The sequence below is a fragment of the Roseovarius sp. Pro17 genome (assembly GCF_035599575.1).
Lineage (GTDB): Bacteria > Pseudomonadota > Alphaproteobacteria > Rhodobacterales > Rhodobacteraceae > Roseovarius.
Genome location: NZ_CP141179.1, coordinates 823,793 through 840,967, shown reverse-complemented (window position 1 = coordinate 840,967; position 17,175 = coordinate 823,793). Strand labels below are relative to the sequence as shown.

The 17,175-nt window shown below is 59.7% G+C and carries 19 protein-coding genes; 3 read left to right on the top strand and 16 right to left on the bottom strand.

Features of this window, described 5'->3' with window-relative positions; all coding sequences use genetic code 11:
• The 10 genes from U3654_RS04070 to U3654_RS04025 form a co-directional block, all read right to left on the bottom strand.
• Positions 1 to 1,335, bottom strand: coding sequence for an amidase (locus tag U3654_RS04070; RefSeq protein WP_324754083.1), 1,335 nt, complete (start codon positions 1,333 to 1,335; stop codon positions 1 to 3).
• Positions 1,332 to 1,721 (bottom strand): cupin domain-containing protein, encoded by a 390-nt coding sequence (locus U3654_RS04065; RefSeq protein WP_324754082.1) that lies wholly within the window; start codon positions 1,719 to 1,721, stop codon positions 1,332 to 1,334. Before U3654_RS04065 ends, U3654_RS04070 begins: the two co-directional genes overlap by 4 nt.
• Positions 1,722 to 1,733: 12 nt before the next feature.
• Complete coding sequence (locus tag U3654_RS04060) at positions 1,734 to 3,218, bottom strand: 4-hydroxyphenylacetate 3-hydroxylase family protein (RefSeq protein ID WP_324754081.1); 1,485 nt, start codon at positions 3,216 to 3,218, stop codon at positions 1,734 to 1,736.
• A gap of 51 nt (positions 3,219 to 3,269) precedes the next feature.
• On the bottom strand, positions 3,270 to 3,791 hold the full coding sequence (locus tag U3654_RS04055; RefSeq protein ID WP_324754080.1) for a flavin reductase family protein: 522 nt from the start codon (positions 3,789 to 3,791) through the stop codon (positions 3,270 to 3,272).
• The gene (locus U3654_RS04050; protein ID WP_324754079.1) at positions 3,788 to 4,342 is read right to left on the bottom strand and encodes a MarR family winged helix-turn-helix transcriptional regulator; all 555 of its coding nucleotides are present in this window, start codon (positions 4,340 to 4,342) and stop codon (positions 3,788 to 3,790) included. Before U3654_RS04050 ends, U3654_RS04055 begins: the two co-directional genes overlap by 4 nt.
• Positions 4,343 to 4,783: 441 nt before the next feature.
• Positions 4,784 to 5,491 (bottom strand): recombinase family protein, encoded by a 708-nt coding sequence (locus U3654_RS04045; RefSeq protein ID WP_324754078.1) that lies wholly within the window; start codon positions 5,489 to 5,491, stop codon positions 4,784 to 4,786.
• A 79-nt stretch (positions 5,492 to 5,570) separates the two neighbouring features.
• Positions 5,571 to 6,098 (bottom strand): phage terminase small subunit P27 family, encoded by a 528-nt coding sequence (locus tag U3654_RS04040; protein ID WP_324754077.1) that lies wholly within the window; start codon positions 6,096 to 6,098, stop codon positions 5,571 to 5,573.
• Positions 6,098 to 6,589 (bottom strand): phage terminase small subunit P27 family, encoded by a 492-nt coding sequence (locus tag U3654_RS04035; protein WP_324754047.1) that lies wholly within the window; start codon positions 6,587 to 6,589, stop codon positions 6,098 to 6,100. Before U3654_RS04035 ends, U3654_RS04040 begins: the two co-directional genes overlap by 1 nt.
• Positions 6,590 to 6,784: 195 nt before the next feature.
• Positions 6,785 to 6,997, bottom strand: coding sequence for a DUF7220 family protein (locus U3654_RS04030; protein ID WP_324754046.1), 213 nt, complete (start codon positions 6,995 to 6,997; stop codon positions 6,785 to 6,787).
• On the bottom strand, positions 6,994 to 8,265 hold the full coding sequence (locus U3654_RS04025; protein WP_416384578.1) for a site-specific DNA-methyltransferase: 1,272 nt from the start codon (positions 8,263 to 8,265) through the stop codon (positions 6,994 to 6,996). Before U3654_RS04025 ends, U3654_RS04030 begins: the two co-directional genes overlap by 4 nt.
• A 715-nt stretch (positions 8,266 to 8,980) precedes the next feature.
• Here U3654_RS04025 and U3654_RS04020 point away from each other — a divergent pair.
• Positions 8,981 to 9,622, top strand: a complete 642-nt coding sequence (locus tag U3654_RS04020) for a hypothetical protein (protein ID WP_324754075.1) — start codon at positions 8,981 to 8,983, stop codon at positions 9,620 to 9,622.
• Positions 9,623 to 9,634: 12 nt separating this feature from the next.
• Here U3654_RS04020 and U3654_RS04015 read toward each other — a convergent pair whose 3' ends face one another.
• Entirely contained in the window at positions 9,635 to 10,729 is a 1,095-nt protein-coding gene (locus U3654_RS04015; protein WP_324754074.1) for a hypothetical protein, read from the bottom strand.
• Between U3654_RS04015 and U3654_RS04010 the strand changes: the two genes are divergently transcribed.
• The gene (locus U3654_RS04010; RefSeq protein WP_324754073.1) at positions 10,728 to 11,450 is read left to right on the top strand and encodes a hypothetical protein; all 723 of its coding nucleotides are present in this window, start codon (positions 10,728 to 10,730) and stop codon (positions 11,448 to 11,450) included. The two genes, U3654_RS04015 and U3654_RS04010, sit on opposite strands and share 2 nt — an antisense overlap.
• Positions 11,447 to 12,361 (top strand): hypothetical protein, encoded by a 915-nt coding sequence (locus U3654_RS04005; RefSeq protein ID WP_324754072.1) that lies wholly within the window; start codon positions 11,447 to 11,449, stop codon positions 12,359 to 12,361. The genes U3654_RS04010 and U3654_RS04005 overlap by 4 nt, the downstream gene beginning before the upstream one ends.
• A gap of 265 nt (positions 12,362 to 12,626) precedes the next feature.
• Here the strand turns inward: U3654_RS04005 and U3654_RS04000 are convergent, their stop codons facing one another.
• The 5 genes from U3654_RS04000 to U3654_RS03980 form a co-directional block, all read right to left on the bottom strand.
• Positions 12,627 to 15,659: a bifunctional DNA primase/polymerase gene (locus U3654_RS04000; protein ID WP_324754071.1), complete on the bottom strand. Its 3,033-nt coding sequence runs from the start codon at positions 15,657 to 15,659 to the stop codon at positions 12,627 to 12,629.
• Positions 15,660 to 15,662: 3 nt separating this feature from the next.
• Entirely contained in the window at positions 15,663 to 15,851 is a 189-nt protein-coding gene (locus tag U3654_RS03995) for a helix-turn-helix transcriptional regulator (protein ID WP_324754070.1), read from the bottom strand.
• The gene (locus tag U3654_RS03990; RefSeq protein ID WP_324754069.1) at positions 15,841 to 16,038 is read right to left on the bottom strand and encodes a hypothetical protein; all 198 of its coding nucleotides are present in this window, start codon (positions 16,036 to 16,038) and stop codon (positions 15,841 to 15,843) included. Before U3654_RS03990 ends, U3654_RS03995 begins: the two co-directional genes overlap by 11 nt.
• A 79-nt stretch (positions 16,039 to 16,117) precedes the next feature.
• Entirely contained in the window at positions 16,118 to 16,756 is a 639-nt protein-coding gene (locus U3654_RS03985; protein WP_324754068.1) for a sigma factor-like helix-turn-helix DNA-binding protein, read from the bottom strand.
• Between the two features lie 177 nt (positions 16,757 to 16,933).
• Positions 16,934 to 17,134, bottom strand: coding sequence for a hypothetical protein (locus U3654_RS03980; RefSeq protein WP_324754067.1), 201 nt, complete (start codon positions 17,132 to 17,134; stop codon positions 16,934 to 16,936).
• Between the last annotated feature and the right edge of the window lie 41 nt (positions 17,135 to 17,175).

Below are 17,175 nucleotides of genomic sequence, written 5' to 3'. Positions count from 1 at the left end.
CTAACCGAGGCTCATCTCGACCCGACGTGCGATGGCCAATAGATGACGATCACCCATCGTGCGCCCCATCAACATCAATCCGACCGGCAGGCCACTTCCGATCGGCAGCGGCAAGGTAATTGCGCAGCGATCTAGGAAATTGGCGACTGTGGGATTGCGCAGCGCCAGCAGATTGGTGCTTCCGTAGAGATCCTCATCAGCATTCAAGGCATCAAACCGAGGTGCCTCCATCGGTGTCGTGGGCATCAGCACGGCATCAAAGTCGCGCGTCGCTGCATCCGCGACAGCAATCATTTGGGTACGCTTGGCAAGCAGATCCTCCAGTTCGCCGGCATATTGTGACTCGGCTTTGAGGATGCGCACCGCGACGCGGGGGTCGTAGGCATCGCCGTGGGTTTTGAGCAGTTCCTGATGGACTTGCAACGCTTCGGCGGCGATGATCCCGCCGCGTGCGTTGAGAGCAGGCAGATCATCCAGACCGTCGAGGCGCAGCGATGTCAGGACAGCCCCCGCTTTGGCAAGCACATCGAGCGCAGTTTGATAGGCGCGCGCGACCGGCTCTTCCATACTTTCAGTGACGTAGTTATCCAGAACTGCTATGCGCAAGTCGGCAAGTGGCGGCATTTCGGGTTCAGGCGTTGGATCGTCGGCCAGTACCGCGTCAAGGCGCGCGCAGCAATCGACCGTACGGGCAATGGGGCCAATGGAATCGTAGGACTGCGACAGGGGAAACGCGCCGGTAAGTGGCACGCGGCGCGCTGTCGGCTTAAACCCGACCAAGCCACAAAACGCGGCAGGAATTCGGCATGATCCGCCCGTATCGGTGCCGAGTGCCGCAGCAGCCATGCCATCGGCGACGGATACCGCAGCCCCCGACGACGATCCGCCTGGTATCCGCGAGCGATCTGCCGGGTTCCCCGGCGTTCCGTAATGGGGATTGAGGCCAAGGCCTGAATAAGCAAATTCAGTCATGTTCGTATGACCCATCACCACCATGCCGGCGGCGCGCAGACGCGCCACTGCCGCAGCATCAGCGCGGGCGGTGGCGGCAGTGGCCAGAACGGTCGATCCGGCGGTTGTTACCTTACCGCCAATATCAAACAGCGCTTTGATGGACACCGGAATACCGGCCAGAGGCGACGAAATATCACCCCGCTTACGTAGAGTGTCTGCGTTGTGTGCGGTGCCGCAGCTCAGATCTGGGTCAATCATCGTGAAGGTGCGGCTGCCCTCACCTTTAGCATCTAGGATCCGGTCAAGGCAGGTTGAGGTCAGCTCGGCGCTGCTGACCTCTCCTGTCTTCAATTGCCGTTCTAGCTCAGCAAGCGGCTTCATCCCGCCTCCTGATCATAGTAGTGGATCTCCATCAGGACACAGCCCTCTTCGGATTTGAACGGCCCGTGATAGGCGCCGGGTGGGCGGCAAGCATAGGTGTGCGGCTGATACTTTTCGCCGCCTTCGCCATTTTCGTCGTTGCCGACGGTCAGGTCACCTTCGACCAGATACACCTCTTCCCAGTAATCATGCACGAAGGGCGCGGTCGTGAACACGCCCGGACCAAAGCGCAGCAGGCGCGTCCGGTTGCCGACCTTTGCCTTTTCGTCCAGTTTTCCAGCCAGGATTTTCTGTTTGATCCCGTCGGGATAGCCCGGCGGCACGTGCCATCCGTCCGGTCCCATGTCGATGGCGTAAAACTCTTTGTGTTCTTTGTCGATTGCCATAATTGTTGCTCCTTATTCTGCTGCGGTTTTCATGTTGGCTAGTTCATCTTCCAGCCGATAGCTGTCCAGCATCCGATCAACCAGTCCTGTGCAGCGGTCCCAGTCGAAGGTACGGAAATTGTGCCCCTTGGTCACGAAGGTCGCTCCAGCATAAAACATTTCATATTGCATGTGGCGCCCGGCGAATTCAGATCCCAAGGCGTCCCAAGCCAATTTGAAGAACTTCACCCGCCCTTCGGACGAGGTTGTCGGCGATTGCTGGGTCTTGCCGATCAACTCGCGCAAATCTGCATTGGCGAAATCCTCAACTGACGAGGGCAGCATGATCAGCCCGCCACCCGCCAACTCGCGAATCGAGGTCACGAGCGGTGCATACATTTGCTGGGTCAACACCTGCGACGCGTAAAGCGTGCTTGGATCGGGAATGAAGTACTCGCCGCGCTGCTGCCCCTTGATTTCCATCGAGTGGACCAACGCATCGACCATTGTGCTTTGCGCAGCCAGATTGGCTAGCGTTTCGCGCACTTGCGGAAATTGGATCACACCGTTCGTTTCGGCGATCTTGCGGGCCAGCCCCATCAGAAACCGCATTTTGACATTCAGACGGATCTGCGCCTGATAGTTCTGATAGACATGCGCCGGCGTCTTGTGGAATTGCGCCGCTGTCATGGCCAAATCTTGATTCACAAAGACCCGATCCCAAGGAACTTTGACGTCATCAAAATAAAGGACCGAGTCATTTTCGTCAAAGCGGCTGGCAAGAGGGTTGTCAAAAACGCTCGGCGCGGCCTGCTCGTAGGATTTGCGAGACAGGATTTTCAAACCCTTGGTATTCATCGGGATGGCAAAGGAAACCGCATAGGGCTCTTCCCCGTCGCGCAAGGGCTGAATGCAGGTTACGAAAACCTCATTCGCCATGATGCCGCCTGTCGCCAGCATCTTCGCCCCGCGGATGGTCAGGCCTTCGGAATCCTCATCAACCACTCCGGCGGTCAGGTGGGGATCGGCCTGCTCATTGGCTTGTTTCGAGCGGTCAGCCTGCGGGTTGATGATGACATAGGTCAGATACTGTTCGTTGTCGCGAGCGTATTCGTAATACCCCGCCAGTGCATCGGCACGCGCCTTGTCATGCGCCTTGAAGATATCGAGACCCATATACATACCCGAAATGCATGATGCTACATGGTCAGGCGCACGGCCCAAAAAGCCACCATGCAGTTCTGTCCAGGCTTCGAGGCCCTTACGGCGCTCGACCAGATCGGCATGACTTTTGGGCAATTGCCAGATACGATTTGCACGATCGTCCTTGCCGGGGATTTGAAAGGTCATCAGGTCACGATTGGCGGGTTTCGCCTGAAAGTCGTAAATCTTGCCGACGGATTCGATCACGCCGGAAAATGCTGGATGTGTCGTGCAGTCCTTGACCTGTTCGCCGTTGATAAAAATCTCGCGCCCATCGCGCAGAGAGTTGATATGCTGTTCACCAGTTTTGATCATAAATTGTTCCTCCTTGTGGATCGGATTTGCGCCAGTTGGCCCGTCAAATTGTCAATAATGGATATTCAGCGGCCACAGCGGCACGCCATCATGGCTATCTTGCAAGGCACCATACTTGCCCTGAGCAAAAATCAGTGGGCGACGATCACCATCGCTGGCGAAACGCTTTACCTCGGCTATGAATAGAACGTGATCGCCAGCGTCATGGCGTGCAAACCGGGCACATTCAAAGACTGCCGATGCGCCAAGAAGCAGAGGCGCTCCGGCATAGCCTGTCCTAAAGTCAATCCCGCACCACTTGTCGGACAATGGTCGAGCGAAACGATTCGATATCTCTTGCTGCGATTCTGACAGCACATTAACTGCATATCCGTCTGCCGCTTCCCAAAGTGGCAAGCTGTTTGCGCGTCGGTCAATGCTGAACAGGACCAATGGCGGGTCTAGCGACAACGTGTTGAACGAGCTCATCGTCATCCCGAGCAAGTCGCCGCCTTCAGCTTTGCAGGTTATAACGCAGACGCCCGTGGGAAATTGCCCTAGAGCCTGCCTGAGGTTTGTTGAATTCTCACTCATGCCTTTCGCGCGCTCCTATCGGTGGTCAAAAGTTGATCAGACAATCGCAGTGCTTGGTCGGCGCTTTGCCCCAGATCTTCTGTCAGCTCGCATATTTGGTCAAAATCAGCGGCAGTTACGGGTGAGAAAAGCAAGTTATTGATATCGCGTTGCATTGGCGCGAGGCGCTCCAATAAGGCTATTCCCGAAGGCGAAACAGTCAGTCGAATACGCCGCAAATCATCTGGGTCCGAGCGCTTCTCAAGGATACCCGCTTGCACCAATTTCGTAGTCTCAACCGTTACAAAAGGCGGGGATAAAGACAGATAGTTGGATAATCCACGGATTCCGATGCCTTTCTCACCCTCGACCTGCCGGACGGTGACAAGCATCGTATATTGCGGCCCGGAAAGGCCAATAAAAGACCCGAAGCGATTGCGTATTTGTTCGAGTCGAGCCGATAGTGCCAAAAGGTTATGGACCATGTTCCGGAACTGGTCATCGCCTCCGTCTCTCAAGAGGTCATTGCGCCCTATTGTCAGTAGCTTTCTGCTCTCATGATCTACGGGCATGCGGCTTGGCCCCTCGCAAATTTGGATGATTCGGCTCACTAGAACAATTAGGTAAGTTAACTAGTTTTACAAGTGAAATTTCACATAAGCTTCACAGGTGACGAGGAATGATAGCATGTCGCTATTTGAGGGACGTTCACTTTGATCTCTACGGTTGAGAAGAAGGAATTATATGTCGTCAACGTATGCGAACGTACCTGGAAAGTTCAGTGTCGCTGTCAACTATGCCCTAATAAGTTGATTTCATTCAGCAACAGCAACGGCACGGCTGGCCTTGAAGTGTCGTGCAGGTAGCGGCGGCTACCGTCGATTAAGATAGTTATGGATGGAAGCGGCAACGGCGAAGAATTTCCGCAAACTTCCCATTTCCCGATAGCAAAAACACGCCCATTCGCGCCTTTCATCTCGACGACGGCCAATCCCCCGACAGCAGCAACCGTGCTAACTGCCGGCGCCACCTGCACAATCAATTCTGCGGATCAGGTTCCTGACGCTGGACACATGCCACATCCCGCCACGCCGTGTGAGAATGCCGCGCTGGTTTAGCTCAGCAGCAATAGCGCGCAGCGTTTCATGCCCCTGCGCTCGGACGTCCAAGAGAACCTCCTCGAGGTCAGCAGCATGCGCGTCAGCGTTTGCCTTGACGGTTGAGCGCAAGGCCGCACCCCCTTTGCCCGCAGCCAGCAGCGCCGCCGCCCCGTTGGGATTGCCGAGCGTCACCCCGCGTGCCTTCGCCGCCGCCAAAGCCTCCTTCGTGCGCCGGGAGATCGCCTCGCGCTCCTGCTGGGCCACGAGGGCCATGATGCCGACCGTCAGATCGTTGGCTTCAGGCATGTCCACCGCCAGAAAGCGCGCGCCACTGTCACGCAGGGTCAGCAGAAACACGGCATTGCGGCTGAGCCGGTCCAGCTTGGCAATGACCAGCGTCGCCCCTGTGAGCTTGGCCAGATGCAGAGCTTTGGCGAGTTCGGGCCGGGCATCCTTGCCTCCGCTTTCGACTTCCGTGAAGCGGCCAATGACATCCGCTCCGCGCGATGCCGCAAAATCATCGATCGCCTTGCGTTGCGCCTCCAGACCAAGACCCGATCGCCCCTGCCGCGCGGTCGAGACCCGCTCATAGGCAACGAACTTGGGGGCTGCGTGCGCCATGTACAAACCTGCCTAACGTGGGTTTGGCAGATGTGTACTTGATCGCGCGCTTCATTGGAACGCTCAAAGATGAGCCGCGTCACTCATAGCTTATTGTTTTAACGTCACTTTCATCAGCAGAGCCAGCCTGCCCCGAGTGATCCAGAGGCCGTTCGCATCGGTTGCCCTCCTTGTCGGTGTAGACTGTCACGAACTCGATCGTCGTCACCTGATCCGTCGGGCTGTCCTGAGCGATGTCGAGGCGCGCCCGCGCGACCGGGGTCAGCCCCAGCTCTCCCATATAGCGCGCCATCAGCTCCATCTGCTTGTTGGCGACCGAGAGCCAGGGCGATTGCTGCACATAGCCGCTCGGCGTCTTGAGCAGCATCGGTGTGGTCGCGAGCTTTTCCTCTGCCTCCACCCAACGGCTGTAGGCTTGGCAATAGACCGCAAGCGCCGCGCGATCCGCCACCGTCAGAACTCCGACGGAATGCAGAGGAGATGCCAGACGGCGCCACTCCCTGCGGGCAACCGCAGTCAGATGCGGCGGGCAGCGCGGCAACGCTGCGAACGCGGCCGTGCCGCCTTCAACGACCTTGGGCATCGGCTTGCGTCCACGCCTGCCCATCAGGCCAACCATTCGTCAAACTTGGAGAATGCATCGGGCCCTGCTTCGCTTATCCCAGCCACGCGGGTCCGCGCCGAGGGCGTCAACCCGAACTCGGCCGCATAGCGCACCATATCGGCCATCGCCTTGTTTGCCGCCCCCACCAGCGGGTTCTGGATCAGGTTGCCGCTCTTGGTCTTGACGATCAGCCCCTCAGTCACAGCGTCCCGTTCTGCCATGCGCGCCAGCGCCGTCTCTGCAGCGCTCCAGCGGCCATAGGCCTGACAATAGGCTGCGAGGGCGCCGCGATCGAGATGCGTCAGAATCCCCAAGGTTACCAATTCAACGGCGACACGGTCCCACTCCTCGCGCGCGGCATCAGTCAGATGCTCCGGCGGTTCAGGTTGGGCAATCTCAGGTTTTGGCTCGTTCGGATTGAGCCGGTGGGCGCGCGCGGTTCCGGTCAGGATCTTGAGATTGGTCGGTTTGGTCTTCGGCCCGCGCGGTGGCACCTGTGGTCTCCTTCATCAGATCAACCGGTTTGACCCTCGGTCGCAATCATGGCCGTGCGAAAATGTTGCTGAGGCCGCCGGTCCACGGTGTCGCCTTCCAGAGTGTGACCCGCCCCCCCAGCGTCGATCGGGTCGAAGAGTGTGGATGCCTCCATTGGCGTTGTGTTTGCGTCAGGGGTATTGGCAGCCGTCCCATCAGCGGTTCAGCCGCACGAAGAGGCGGCGAAGGACGTAACTGCGCAGAAACAACACGGCGGTGAACACGCCGCTCAGTGCCAGGTTCTGCCACAGCATCACTTGCAGGCCAATCACCGGAAAGACCAGCAGTTGCGTGATCATGGCGACAAGCCAGCCGAGGACCACATTTGTTGCCGCCTCGAGCGCGGAGAGCGTGCGGCTCTGGGTCATGCATTCCCCCGTTCATGCGAGACATCCGCGAAGGTGCGGTCGGTTCCCGCAAGCCGCGCCTGCTGTCCCGAGAAGGTCTGCCAGCGCAGGACCGCGACGTCGATATAGGCCGGGTCGAGTTCCATCGCATGGCAGACCCGCCCGCAGCTCTCGGCGGCGATGATCGTCGTGCCAGAGCCCGAGAAGGGTTCATACACGGCTTTCCCTTGGCTGGAGTTGTTCAGCATTGGGCGGCGCATGCACTCCACCGGCTTTTGCGTGCCATGCACCGTTGCCGCGTCCTGATCGCGGTTCGGGATCGACCAGAGGGTGGTCTGCGTGCGATCTCCGGACCAGTGGCCCCTGCCGCGCACCGCGTACCAGCAGGGCTCATGCTGCCAGTGATAGTGGCCCCGGCTCAACACCAGCCGATCCTTGGCCCAAATGATCTGGCTCCGGATGTCAAACCCGCTCGCTTGCAAGCTGTCGGCCACCGTCGTGGCGTGAAGCGCACCGTGCCAGACATAGGCCACGTCGCCCGGAAACAGCGCCCAGGCCTCGCGCCAGTCGGCCCGATCGTCATTCAGCACCTTGCCGGTGCGCTTGGTCTCCGAGGTCCCTGCCCGGTTGCGCCACTCGGGATCGTACATCACGCCGTAAGGCGGGTCTGTGACCATGAGATGCGGTGTGACGCCGTCCAGCAGGCGTGCGACCGCTGCCGCGTCCGTGGCATCCCCGCACATCAGACGGTGCGCGCCGAGCTGCCAGAGGTCGCCGGGGCGCGAGACCGGGATGTCAGGGGCTTCCGGCGTCGCTTCCTCTTTTGGATCAGCCGCGCCATGGGCCAGCAGCGCATCCAGCTCCGCTCCTTCAAAGCCGATGCCATCCAGATCGATCCCCAGCTCCGAGAGGTCCGCCAGTTCCAGGCCCAGCAACTCCCGGTCCCACCCCGCCTGCTCGGCCAGTCGGTTGTCCGCCAGGATGTAAGCCCGCTTTTGTGCCTCGCTCAGGTGGGTCAGCTCGATCACCGGAATCGTCTTGAAGCTCAGCATCTGCGCCGCCAGCACCCGGCCATGGCCTGCGATAATGCCGTGCTCCCCATCCACCAGCACCGGATTGTTGAAGCCGAACTCGCGGATCGACCCGGCGATCAACGCTACCTGCGCCTCGCTGTGAGTCCGGGCATTGTTGGCGTAAGGGATGAGGTCCGAGACTGGAACGTGCCGGATGGCCGAGGCGCCGAGGGACGCGCTCTCGCTCTTTGGTTCTGCTGCTGATTTTGCCGCCATGACCCCGCCCTGCGCAATGAAATCTGCGTTCGGGGCAGTGTAACAGATCGACCAACCCATTGTAATATAGACACTATATGACAAATTACGCCATTTACCGCCATCGGGACCGACGCGCAACAGCTTGGCCAACGCAAGAACCACGCGGCCTGACGCATCACACCGCAAAGTTCAGGCTCAGCCGAACCCCAAGCGTCCAGCGCGTTCGACGAAAATGGTCCGGTGCAACGCAATTGCCGCCGATTTCCAGGAACCAGACTTCGCTTGCCGAAAGACGGCAGCGCGGAAATTCCGGACCTTCGCTGCAGCTGCGCCAACGACGGCTTTCCTAATCAAGCCACTATTGCAGCCAGTGACAACAAAATTGCCACTCTCTTGATGATAACATTACGCCCATGCAAGGTGATCGGATGAGCGGGACTGAGAGGGCACTTGACGAAAGACATGCTGGCTAGCGATGGCGGATTTGATTGCGCAGAATTTGAAAAGCTCGGCGGCGGCGACAAGTTCTGTAAGGATCGGCGCTGAACGCTGTGCCCGGTGCATATTGTTGCACCTGACAGGCGGCGCGCAGTGGCCCGATTTCCATTCTAGCCATCACTCAACATTATCAAACGGCATATAAAAATGTGCGCTCCGACTACGCCAGTGTAGACAAGAGAAATACGGGGGTGCCAGTATACCAAATTACACGATATTAGGAGACAGGAACACAATGAACTTTCGGATTTTGGCCAAGTTGATCGCTTTTCTAGGTACGCTGACGGTGCCACTGGTAGGCCATGCTCAGTCTATATCGCTCGAAGATTTAACCGCGCAGATTGACGCCCGAACCACCGAACAAAATGGATTTCAGGCGCTCTTGACCGACCCTGATCCCGCGCGCGCGGCCGCAGCAATGGAGATCATGATGGGATCTGGTGATCCGGTGCTGCAACGCATGGCGATGGAAGAGGGAATATTTTCGACCAATCCATCCTCTCGGGCGGACGCGTTGAAAGCTTTTTTCAATTCAGGCCCCACGTTATCGGTGTTTGTTTCGCTGACCGATGCATTGGATGAAAGACAGCAGACTTGGGCGAAGTCGCAACTCAGCAATCTTGGCGGCAGCGTTGACGAAAATAACATTGCCTATCTTTCCTTACGTATTGGGGCATTCGACGCCGCACAAGATTGCTATGTAAACGCAGAACAACCCAAGCTGTGTCTGCTACGGATCAATGATCAGGTCGTATCATTGCTGTTGTTGAGGTTCTGGAACCCTATGACGCTTAATGATGCTGGTGAATTGGAAGGGACAGCGACGTTATATGCGAGCTATCCGGCACTTCCGATGCGGGCGCCGGTGACGTTTTAGCCCGCATAAGACCTATTCAAACCGCACTTGCGTGATTGAGACCGGCCCCGGTGCCCAGGCGTTTTTGATAATGATCGTGACCCAGCGTGTCTTAGTCGCCTGACTGCGGGTGCCAGAACTTATCCGCCCGTCCTGTTCCATGCGACCTTCCCAAAACCTGCGCGGCCGAGTGCGCCCCGGGGTGCTGTCGACCTGTATTGAGATTTCGCGCGGCAGGCTGTGGGGACCCGTAGGATCGCTGATGACGGTGACTTCACGGATAGCAGGGCTATCGGCGAGGATTTCATAGACAAGCGTCAACGGGCGGCTTGGTTCGGTGACGAACACCCCATCAGGCGTTAGAGTCAGTTCGGGTGGGAATTCGGGGCTGACGGGTGGTTCGCTTGAGGACACAAGCCGCGCCGCGATGCCCGATGATTGTTGGACCTCTGCGGGTTTTAGACCCGACGTGAACGTCGCGCCCTGATCATTTATCCAACGTTCGGCGTTGATCATGATCTCTTCGATGCGCAGGAACGTCGCGCTGTCGCCTTCGGGGGGCGCTTTGATGGCCATCCCCGCAGGGCGCTTGTTGATGAACAGGAATGACCCGCTCCGCCCCGGGAACATCTCTGCGCCCGGGGGGGTGACCTTTGCCTCAAACGTCAGATAGTTGGTATCGGTGATAGTCATTTGGACGCCTTCGAGCCGTCCGTTGCGACCGATGGTGACCAGCGTGCCGGCACGTCCCACCCCGATCTGAACCGGGGTAAAGCGCGAAAGCTGTTGGGTACAAACCGACGCGATGTCGCCCTGAACCGCCCCAATGGCAAGATCAAGCCCGCGCACCTGCGCACCGTCATCGCCGAGTTCGGTCCAGAACGGGCGGTTCACCACCGCTCGTCCGATGCGCACTGGTGCCTCAGAGATGAGCGTCACAAACGCCGAGTCCCCGGCGACATGGGCAGGCAACAGCAGGTAACAGGATGTGCCATCGCGCACCATAACGCCCTGACCCTGCCGCCCCTGCCGTGCTTCAACGCGGACAGATTGTGCAGACGAGATTGTTCCGAAAATCAAAAGAGATGCTAGGATCAAAAGAATATCGAATCGAAAGGATATTTTCATGGTCCTCTGGATTGCCATATTTGCTGCGTTAATAGTGACAATTGTTAGCGCACGCGCGCAAGAAGGCAACCTTCTTCCACTTTCGAGCAAGGAACCAATGAACGAGATGCTGCACCCGTCTGCAGAGATACGCGGCGCGCTGGTGATGGGGCTTCAGGTGTACCGTGACCTGCCCGACGGGGCCGATCCGGATGTTCGGGTCAAAGTACCCGAGACGTGGAAGGCGGGTGAAATTTGCGTGCACGTTTTGTCGTCAGACGGGCTTTACGAAGCAATCAATGCCCACATCGTGCCCGATACGGCAAAGGGCGGTGTCGGGCGCGTGCAATACATCACAGAATACAGCGATCTTCTCACCGATATGCGTCAAGGCGATCTTGGCCTTCGGATCACCGAAAAGGCTTGTGGCGACGAAAGTGAGGATGCAACCCGCCTGACCCCGGCCTATTGGAATTCCTCTGCTGACGCGGGTGATCTATCGCTTTTACTCAATACGATGCGGGCTGAAAAGACCTATCTTTATGTGGGCGGTTCTTCCGGAACACAGGTGGAATGCCGCGATACAGGCCGTCCGGCGCGTCACGCGTTTGATACAATCTGCCAATTTGACCGCGCACTTCTTGGCCCCGGAGACACCGAACTGGTGATCCTGACAGTTGTCGATCAGCAGTTTCAAGACCCAGTGTCGGTGACCGTTGTCCAGCCCGGCGAGGCCCCGTGAAACTTCCTATTTTGACGGTGCGACTGCGGCGCGCGGTTCAGATTGGCTGTCTGGCCTGTGTTGCTGGTCTGTTTGCCGTGCTCATGCTTGGCATTATTGGAAGCCGCTGGATTTCTGAGCGTAGTTTTCTGATAGAGGCGCAAACGGCCGCCCTAGAAATTAGCTTTCCTTCGGGGGGCTCGGCCTGGGGCTTTGACAATACGACCGTCTGCGTCCCGCTCAACACACCTAAACCACTGGGTAAGCCCGGGGACGGGCTTTGTGACGACCGATTGTATACTAGTGAAGTCAACAAGACCGTGACGATCGAGTGGAAAGCAGGGTCGAAAGCGCGCGTGACTCTGCGGGCCGACGGGATCCTCGACATTCGCCATAATGGTGCCGGTGGTGTGGCGGACAAGAGCGAAATATTGGTGAAGATCGATGACTGGAAGCTGGCTGGTGTGGCCGCGTTTGACGGCGACATCACTCTTGGTCGCGACCCCGGCAGTGGAGAGCAAGGGTATCTCCTGGGCGGACGATATGAGATCCGCGAGCGCTATAAATGGGGAATTGGGCCGTCCAGCATCGTCAAAACAGGCGTGTTCGCGCGCGGCGAAGTTGTGGAGGTCATAGAACTCGGCACTGGGCGATCATCGCCTGCGCGCGGTCATATCACCCCGATCGTGCGGGATGAACAGATCAGCCTGATGGTTGTCGCTGTCACACGCGCGGGCAACCCGCAGCTTCAGATCACTTACCCCGGCGTGCCGGAACCCCGCAAGGTGCGGTCAACCTGGATCAACAGCGTGATCGCCAACCCGTTGCTCGTGGCGGTGGCGTTATTGCTGTCGCTGTCGCTGAGCGTCGTGGGAATGTTGGAAAAGCTGTGGGGGCTAGTTGGGCGCGACGGCAATGAGGCGAAGAAGTAGGGGTTGGCTGAAACACGATAAACCATTTCATTTTTGAAGGAGCGCTCAGGGGGCTTGGTGCGAGTGATTAATACCGCAACCACGGAGGCAGCGATGCGACATTCTGCAAGCCGCGCTCCAAGTTTGGCGCTACTGAGGCAAGTGACGCCCAGAATCCGAAAGCGCATTGCTGTCATTTGAACATACGAACAGCTTGGTAGAGATCGTCGATCAGATCGATTTGATCCGGAACTCAGTGGTTATGTCACCGCGACTACCCTGCAAATCAGTCCGGCCGCCATTCAGCGAGTTCGCCCAAGGCAGTTTCCAGACATCGGCGCGCCATCGCGTCATCGCCTTCAATCCACATGGCCTGCTGCCAGCCACGCCCTCGGCCAACACGGCGATAGGCAGCCGATTTAAGGCACACTTCCCTATAAGAACTATTCATAGGGTGCTGTGCCTTAAATCCTCCCCTCTCGAATGCCATCTTCGCCTGATGCCCATTTCTGAACTGCTGTGGGTGCAGCGCCGCTGCGTCCGCCGGGCTGTCGACCGCAACACCGGCCAGCAGCATCTGCTGCACCACATCTGGCCGCTCGACATCCCAGGCTGTCAGCCGATCACAGATCAGCGGTAGCGCAACGTCGGACAGGACATGGACCTCCAGCGGATTCGCCGCCGTGCGGTTCACGCCGCGCCCGCGCCCAACCACCTGGATCAATTCGTCGTCGCAAATGGCCGCCCGGAGCGTCTCGGCGTCCTGGTCCTCGTGGCGCAAGACCCTGAGACCACGCGTCAGGCCCGAACGCATCCGGATGCCTGCCAAATCACGCCGGTACCGGCCTTGGGGTACGTGGTCGAAATAGGCGCCGGTGACCGCGTCCAGCTCCTGGCTGGGTGGCAGGGGCCGACCGATGCTGATCAGCAGTTCCACATCCTTGTAACAGTCCAGCCCCGCCACCGCGTTGAAATGCGCCACCTCAACGTTGGGAATGTCTGCGAAAGCGGCTTCGATCGACTTGTAGGTCACCACCAGCACGCGGCCTGGAAAGACCCGGCGCGCGTGCCACCGAACGTAATTCACGCATTCACGCAGACGGTTGGCGCGGCGCGCGGCTTCCTCTGGCGCAAGGCCGGACGCAGGACACAGCATCGACTTGCCGAAGCTGCCGCTCACCATCCGGACATGCATATGTGGCGCGGCAACATCGATCAAAAATGTCTCAAGATCAGGCAAAATTCTCTGTACGAGAGCGGGCCGCATCGTCGCATCGAGATGCAGGACCGGTTTGCCCCGTAGACTGTCGTGTAACCCGCGCACGCGTCGCAGAACAATCTCGTGGCGCCCGGAGGAATCTGGCTCCTTTATGCGCAATTGTCCTGAAGCCTCGCTGTTGCCCGCGAGCAGATTTGCGAGGGCTTGCCAAAGCGCTGCCAACAGCAGGACGCGGGCATTGCTGGTCGCGATGCCGTAAGCAGTTTTGCGCGCCGCGACGGACATATCGGGATGCAGCTTTGGGTCCTCCAAACGCCAGCGTTCAAGCTGGGCAGCACGCCGGCAGTCGTCAACGGTCAGACCGGCTTCCTGCAGGACCAGCCGTGACACGGAACCTGGACCGTTCGCCGTCAACGCCTTCGCCACCTTGCCGCGAAACGCGCTCAGATCAGCCATGGCCCCGACCGGACCCCGGCCAATCTGAGCACCTCCCATCCCGGCGATCACTTCGTCCGGAATATTCTCAACGAAGACACCACTCATGTGCTCCAGCGCCCGTGCCCAGCAGCCTTCGTCGACCAGCAACAGCGTCACATCATCCCGCTCGAATGCCAGCCCAGAGAACAAGGCGTCATAGGGTGCGACAACAACATCCGCCGCCGCGACATCGCGCAGGTTCCGCTGCTTGAGGCAGTCGTCGAAGAACTGGCATTTCACACCGTTCGCTCCCAAACAGGCGCTTTCGCGCACCTTCTGCGCCGATGCGAGCGCGACCCGTACAGCGTCGAGATCACGGCACATAGGCTCTCCGCTGACCGGGTCCTCGCGCTCGTAGCCACGCAGAACAGCGACATTTGCCCCGATGTCTCGCCAGGACGCTGCGGTTTCCTCAGCCAAGGCATGGGAGGCTGTAAACACGAGAACGCGGTGCGGCAGACCCTGCGCCCGAAGATCCTTCGCCAGCGACATCAGTTTGTCACGCGCGACCCGCGATTTCCCCAGCCCGACAGTCGCACGGACTCCGAGGGCCGGCAGACGGTCCCCGCGACCTCGGTGCCAGTCCTGCACCTGGTCACAGAACGTCTTCAAGAGGGCCGCAAGCTGCGCCCGGCCGTCCTCAGCCGAGAGTGTCGGTGCGTCATACTCAGGCTTCGGTGTGATCGTGTCCCGCGGCGGCAACCGCCCGTCACGCGCCAGCCGCAACTTGTCCTGCACCTTGCGGGCCGCATCCGGGAAGGCGTAGGTGCGCACGCCATCCTGCTTCGGACGGGAGAGATCGGTACTGTCGGCGAACCGCTGCCAGACCTGAGCTGAGATTTGATCGACGTCCGGAGCGACCCCGGCCTCCAGCAGGTCCTGCACGGCGTGGAAGGCAATCTGGCTGAGCCAGGCATCGCGCCCGTCCGTGATCCGTCCCTGCGCATCGCGCACCGGATCGCCAGACCCCGCCGCCTTCTTGCGCCTGGCTGCGCCGCGTTGGTTGTCCGGACGCTGGTCAGTCGGGCCTATCTCGGCCAGGAATGCCGCCGCCGCCTTCGGGTCAATCACCGGAAGGTCCGAGAGCGGGATTTCCAAAGGGGTTTCACCCAGCGGCCAGGAATACGGCTTGCCGGTGACGGGATGGAGACCGAAGGCGACAAACTGCTGCCCGAGCCCGAGTATTTCGATTTGCCCCGACTTCATCTTGGCGAACGGAGCCTGTGTCCGGTAGAGCAGCAGGCGTTTCGGCCAGCACCCCACTCGAACGAGCGTTTCGCCAAAGCGCTGCATGGCGAGGGCCTGTGCCGCATGGGCGCGGTCCGGATCAAGAATATCGATATCGACACCGACCAGACGGCCCGTGCGCAAACCCACGCCGCAGGACCCGTAGCGAACGCGCCAGGTCTCGATTGCCGCCTCGTCGATCTCCACACTGGTCCAGCGGCTTAGCGCGGGCACTTTCTGACCCGGTTTGATCGGGATGGGGTCATAGCCGTTGTCGAGCAATTGCTCGGCGGCGGTGGCAAACGTGATGGAGCCAACACGTTCGGGGCGGCCAGCGGCCACCCGGTCAGTGTCTCGGTTGTCGCGGGGACCACGCTGCTGGCGTCCCGCGTTCATCGTCTACGGCTGTGTCAGGTGTGCGGTTTCCCAAGCCAGCACATCGCTCATGCGATACCGGATCGAGCCACCGATTGTGATCCAGGCTGGGCCATAGCGCTGCGCCCGCCAACGTTCCAGCGTCCGGCCGCTGACGCGCCAGCGCACAGCCAGATCTCGCTGCGTGAGGCAAATGCGCAGATCACCGGTCATGCCGCACCCCACTTCCGCACCGATAACTGGAGCGCTGAAACACCATGAAAAGAGGCTGACCGTCCTCAGTGCGCCCACCGTCCTCGACGCGGTAGCTGCGCCCTTCCTCCAGCAGCATGCCGAAGTCCCACGACCCGTAGAGGCCGGGGAGACGCTCAAAATCCTCATCCATATTGCGGATACCCATCGATCCCGTTCCTTTCTTCGGGCGCCGGAAGGGCGACCTTGAATAGGGAAAGCCGTCGGCCGGACCGGTTTGGGACAGATCACGGATCATTTTGCTCCCTCAGCCGGGACAGCGCACGTTGGCACCGCTTTCTGGCTGCCTCGTGGCTGATGCCGAGCTGATCGGCCGCCTCTTTCTGAGTGAATCCCGCGATGTGGACGGCGACGAGGAGAGCCCCGTCTTCCCCGAGCGCCGCCTGCGCTGCCGACAGGATCACGTCGGGCCTGTCGACCTCGCGCTCGACCAAGACGTGTTCGACCTTGTCCATGTCGACCGAAAGCCGTGCCGCTTGGTCATCCCGAATGTAGAGGCGGCGCAGATCACGCTCGAGGTTGCGCAGCAGGGTGGCTGCAACGCGGGTGATACGGCCCAACCGCACGCGCCTGATCCCGATTGTCAGAGTGCTGAGCAGATCGGCATCAAGCGTTCCGCACCGGCAGAGAGGCCACAACCGTCGACGCACCACGCAAAGCCCCGGCCAAAGGGCCAGAAGCAGCAGCTCAACCGCGAGATCACCCGCCCGGTCCCTGCCGCCAGACGCACGCAAGAGATGGCTCAGAACCTCGTTCTTCGCCTCGGCATCCTGTGCAGGCGCGTGAAGCCAGCCAATCAGCTGCGATGGGTCACGGAACGTCCTGCATTGATCATTCGGTGGGAAAAGCGATGGGAAAGAAGTCATTGCGGAATACCGGTTCACGGACCGGACAAATTGCGCGTGCAGCGCAGACCAGTTGGAAGACACAAGACGCCAGCCTTTCGGCCGGGCGTCGCGCGCCTCCTAGTGGCCAGGTCTGGGCGTCGGGCGCCTCTCGATTGGACGTGAAACGACCGGCCCCAAGGGAGCCGGTCAGTCGGATCAGGTGGTTTTGTGAATCTCGTTCAGCGTGCCGCAGCAGCGGCAGATCGCCGTCACTGGCGTGCTGACGATATACTGGTGACCACGTGCGAAGTTGACGTGGACGCCGCCGTCACTGCGACGCCCCAGCAGCTTGAAGCAGCGGGTACAGCGCCAGTCATGGGCATCAGGTTTCCGGTCGGGTGTGGGATATACGGGCATGTGTCGCCTCCTAAGGAAAGGTGGCGACTGAGTACGACCGT

Bases quoted from the DNA above. Each gene is read 5' to 3' on its own strand.
- U3654_RS03985 (WP_324754068.1), bottom strand. From the start codon at position 16,756: ATGACTTCTTTCCCATCGCTTTTCCCACCGAATGATCAATGCAGGACG.
- U3654_RS04015 (WP_324754074.1), bottom strand. From the start codon at position 10,729: ATGAAAATATCCTTTCGATTCGATATTCTTTTGATCCTAGCATCTCTT.
- U3654_RS04060 (WP_324754081.1), bottom strand. From the start codon at position 3,218: ATGATCAAAACTGGTGAACAGCATATCAACTCTCTGCGCGATGGGCGC.
- U3654_RS04025 (WP_416384578.1), bottom strand. From the start codon at position 8,265: ATGGCGGCAAAATCAGCAGCAGAACCAAAGAGCGAGAGCGCGTCCCTC.
- U3654_RS04045 (WP_324754078.1), bottom strand. From the start codon at position 5,491: ATGGCGCACGCAGCCCCCAAGTTCGTTGCCTATGAGCGGGTCTCGACC.
- U3654_RS03990 (WP_324754069.1), bottom strand. From the start codon at position 16,038: ATGGGTATCCGCAATATGGATGAGGATTTTGAGCGTCTCCCCGGCCTC.
- U3654_RS04065 (WP_324754082.1), bottom strand. From the start codon at position 1,721: ATGGCAATCGACAAAGAACACAAAGAGTTTTACGCCATCGACATGGGA.
- U3654_RS04000 (WP_324754071.1), bottom strand. From the start codon at position 15,659: ATGAACGCGGGACGCCAGCAGCGTGGTCCCCGCGACAACCGAGACACT.
- U3654_RS04040 (WP_324754077.1), bottom strand. From the start codon at position 6,098: ATGGGCAGGCGTGGACGCAAGCCGATGCCCAAGGTCGTTGAAGGCGGC.
- U3654_RS04020 (WP_324754075.1), top strand. From the start codon at position 8,981: ATGAACTTTCGGATTTTGGCCAAGTTGATCGCTTTTCTAGGTACGCTG.
- U3654_RS04030 (WP_324754046.1), bottom strand. From the start codon at position 6,997: ATGACCCAGAGCCGCACGCTCTCCGCGCTCGAGGCGGCAACAAATGTG.
- U3654_RS04010 (WP_324754073.1), top strand. From the start codon at position 10,728: ATGGTCCTCTGGATTGCCATATTTGCTGCGTTAATAGTGACAATTGTT.
- U3654_RS04070 (WP_324754083.1), bottom strand. From the start codon at position 1,335: ATGAAGCCGCTTGCTGAGCTAGAACGGCAATTGAAGACAGGAGAGGTC.
- U3654_RS03995 (WP_324754070.1), bottom strand. From the start codon at position 15,851: ATGACCGGTGATCTGCGCATTTGCCTCACGCAGCGAGATCTGGCTGTG.
- U3654_RS04055 (WP_324754080.1), bottom strand. From the start codon at position 3,791: ATGAGTGAGAATTCAACAAACCTCAGGCAGGCTCTAGGGCAATTTCCC.
- U3654_RS03980 (WP_324754067.1), bottom strand. From the start codon at position 17,134: ATGCCCGTATATCCCACACCCGACCGGAAACCTGATGCCCATGACTGG.
- U3654_RS04050 (WP_324754079.1), bottom strand. From the start codon at position 4,342: ATGCCCGTAGATCATGAGAGCAGAAAGCTACTGACAATAGGGCGCAAT.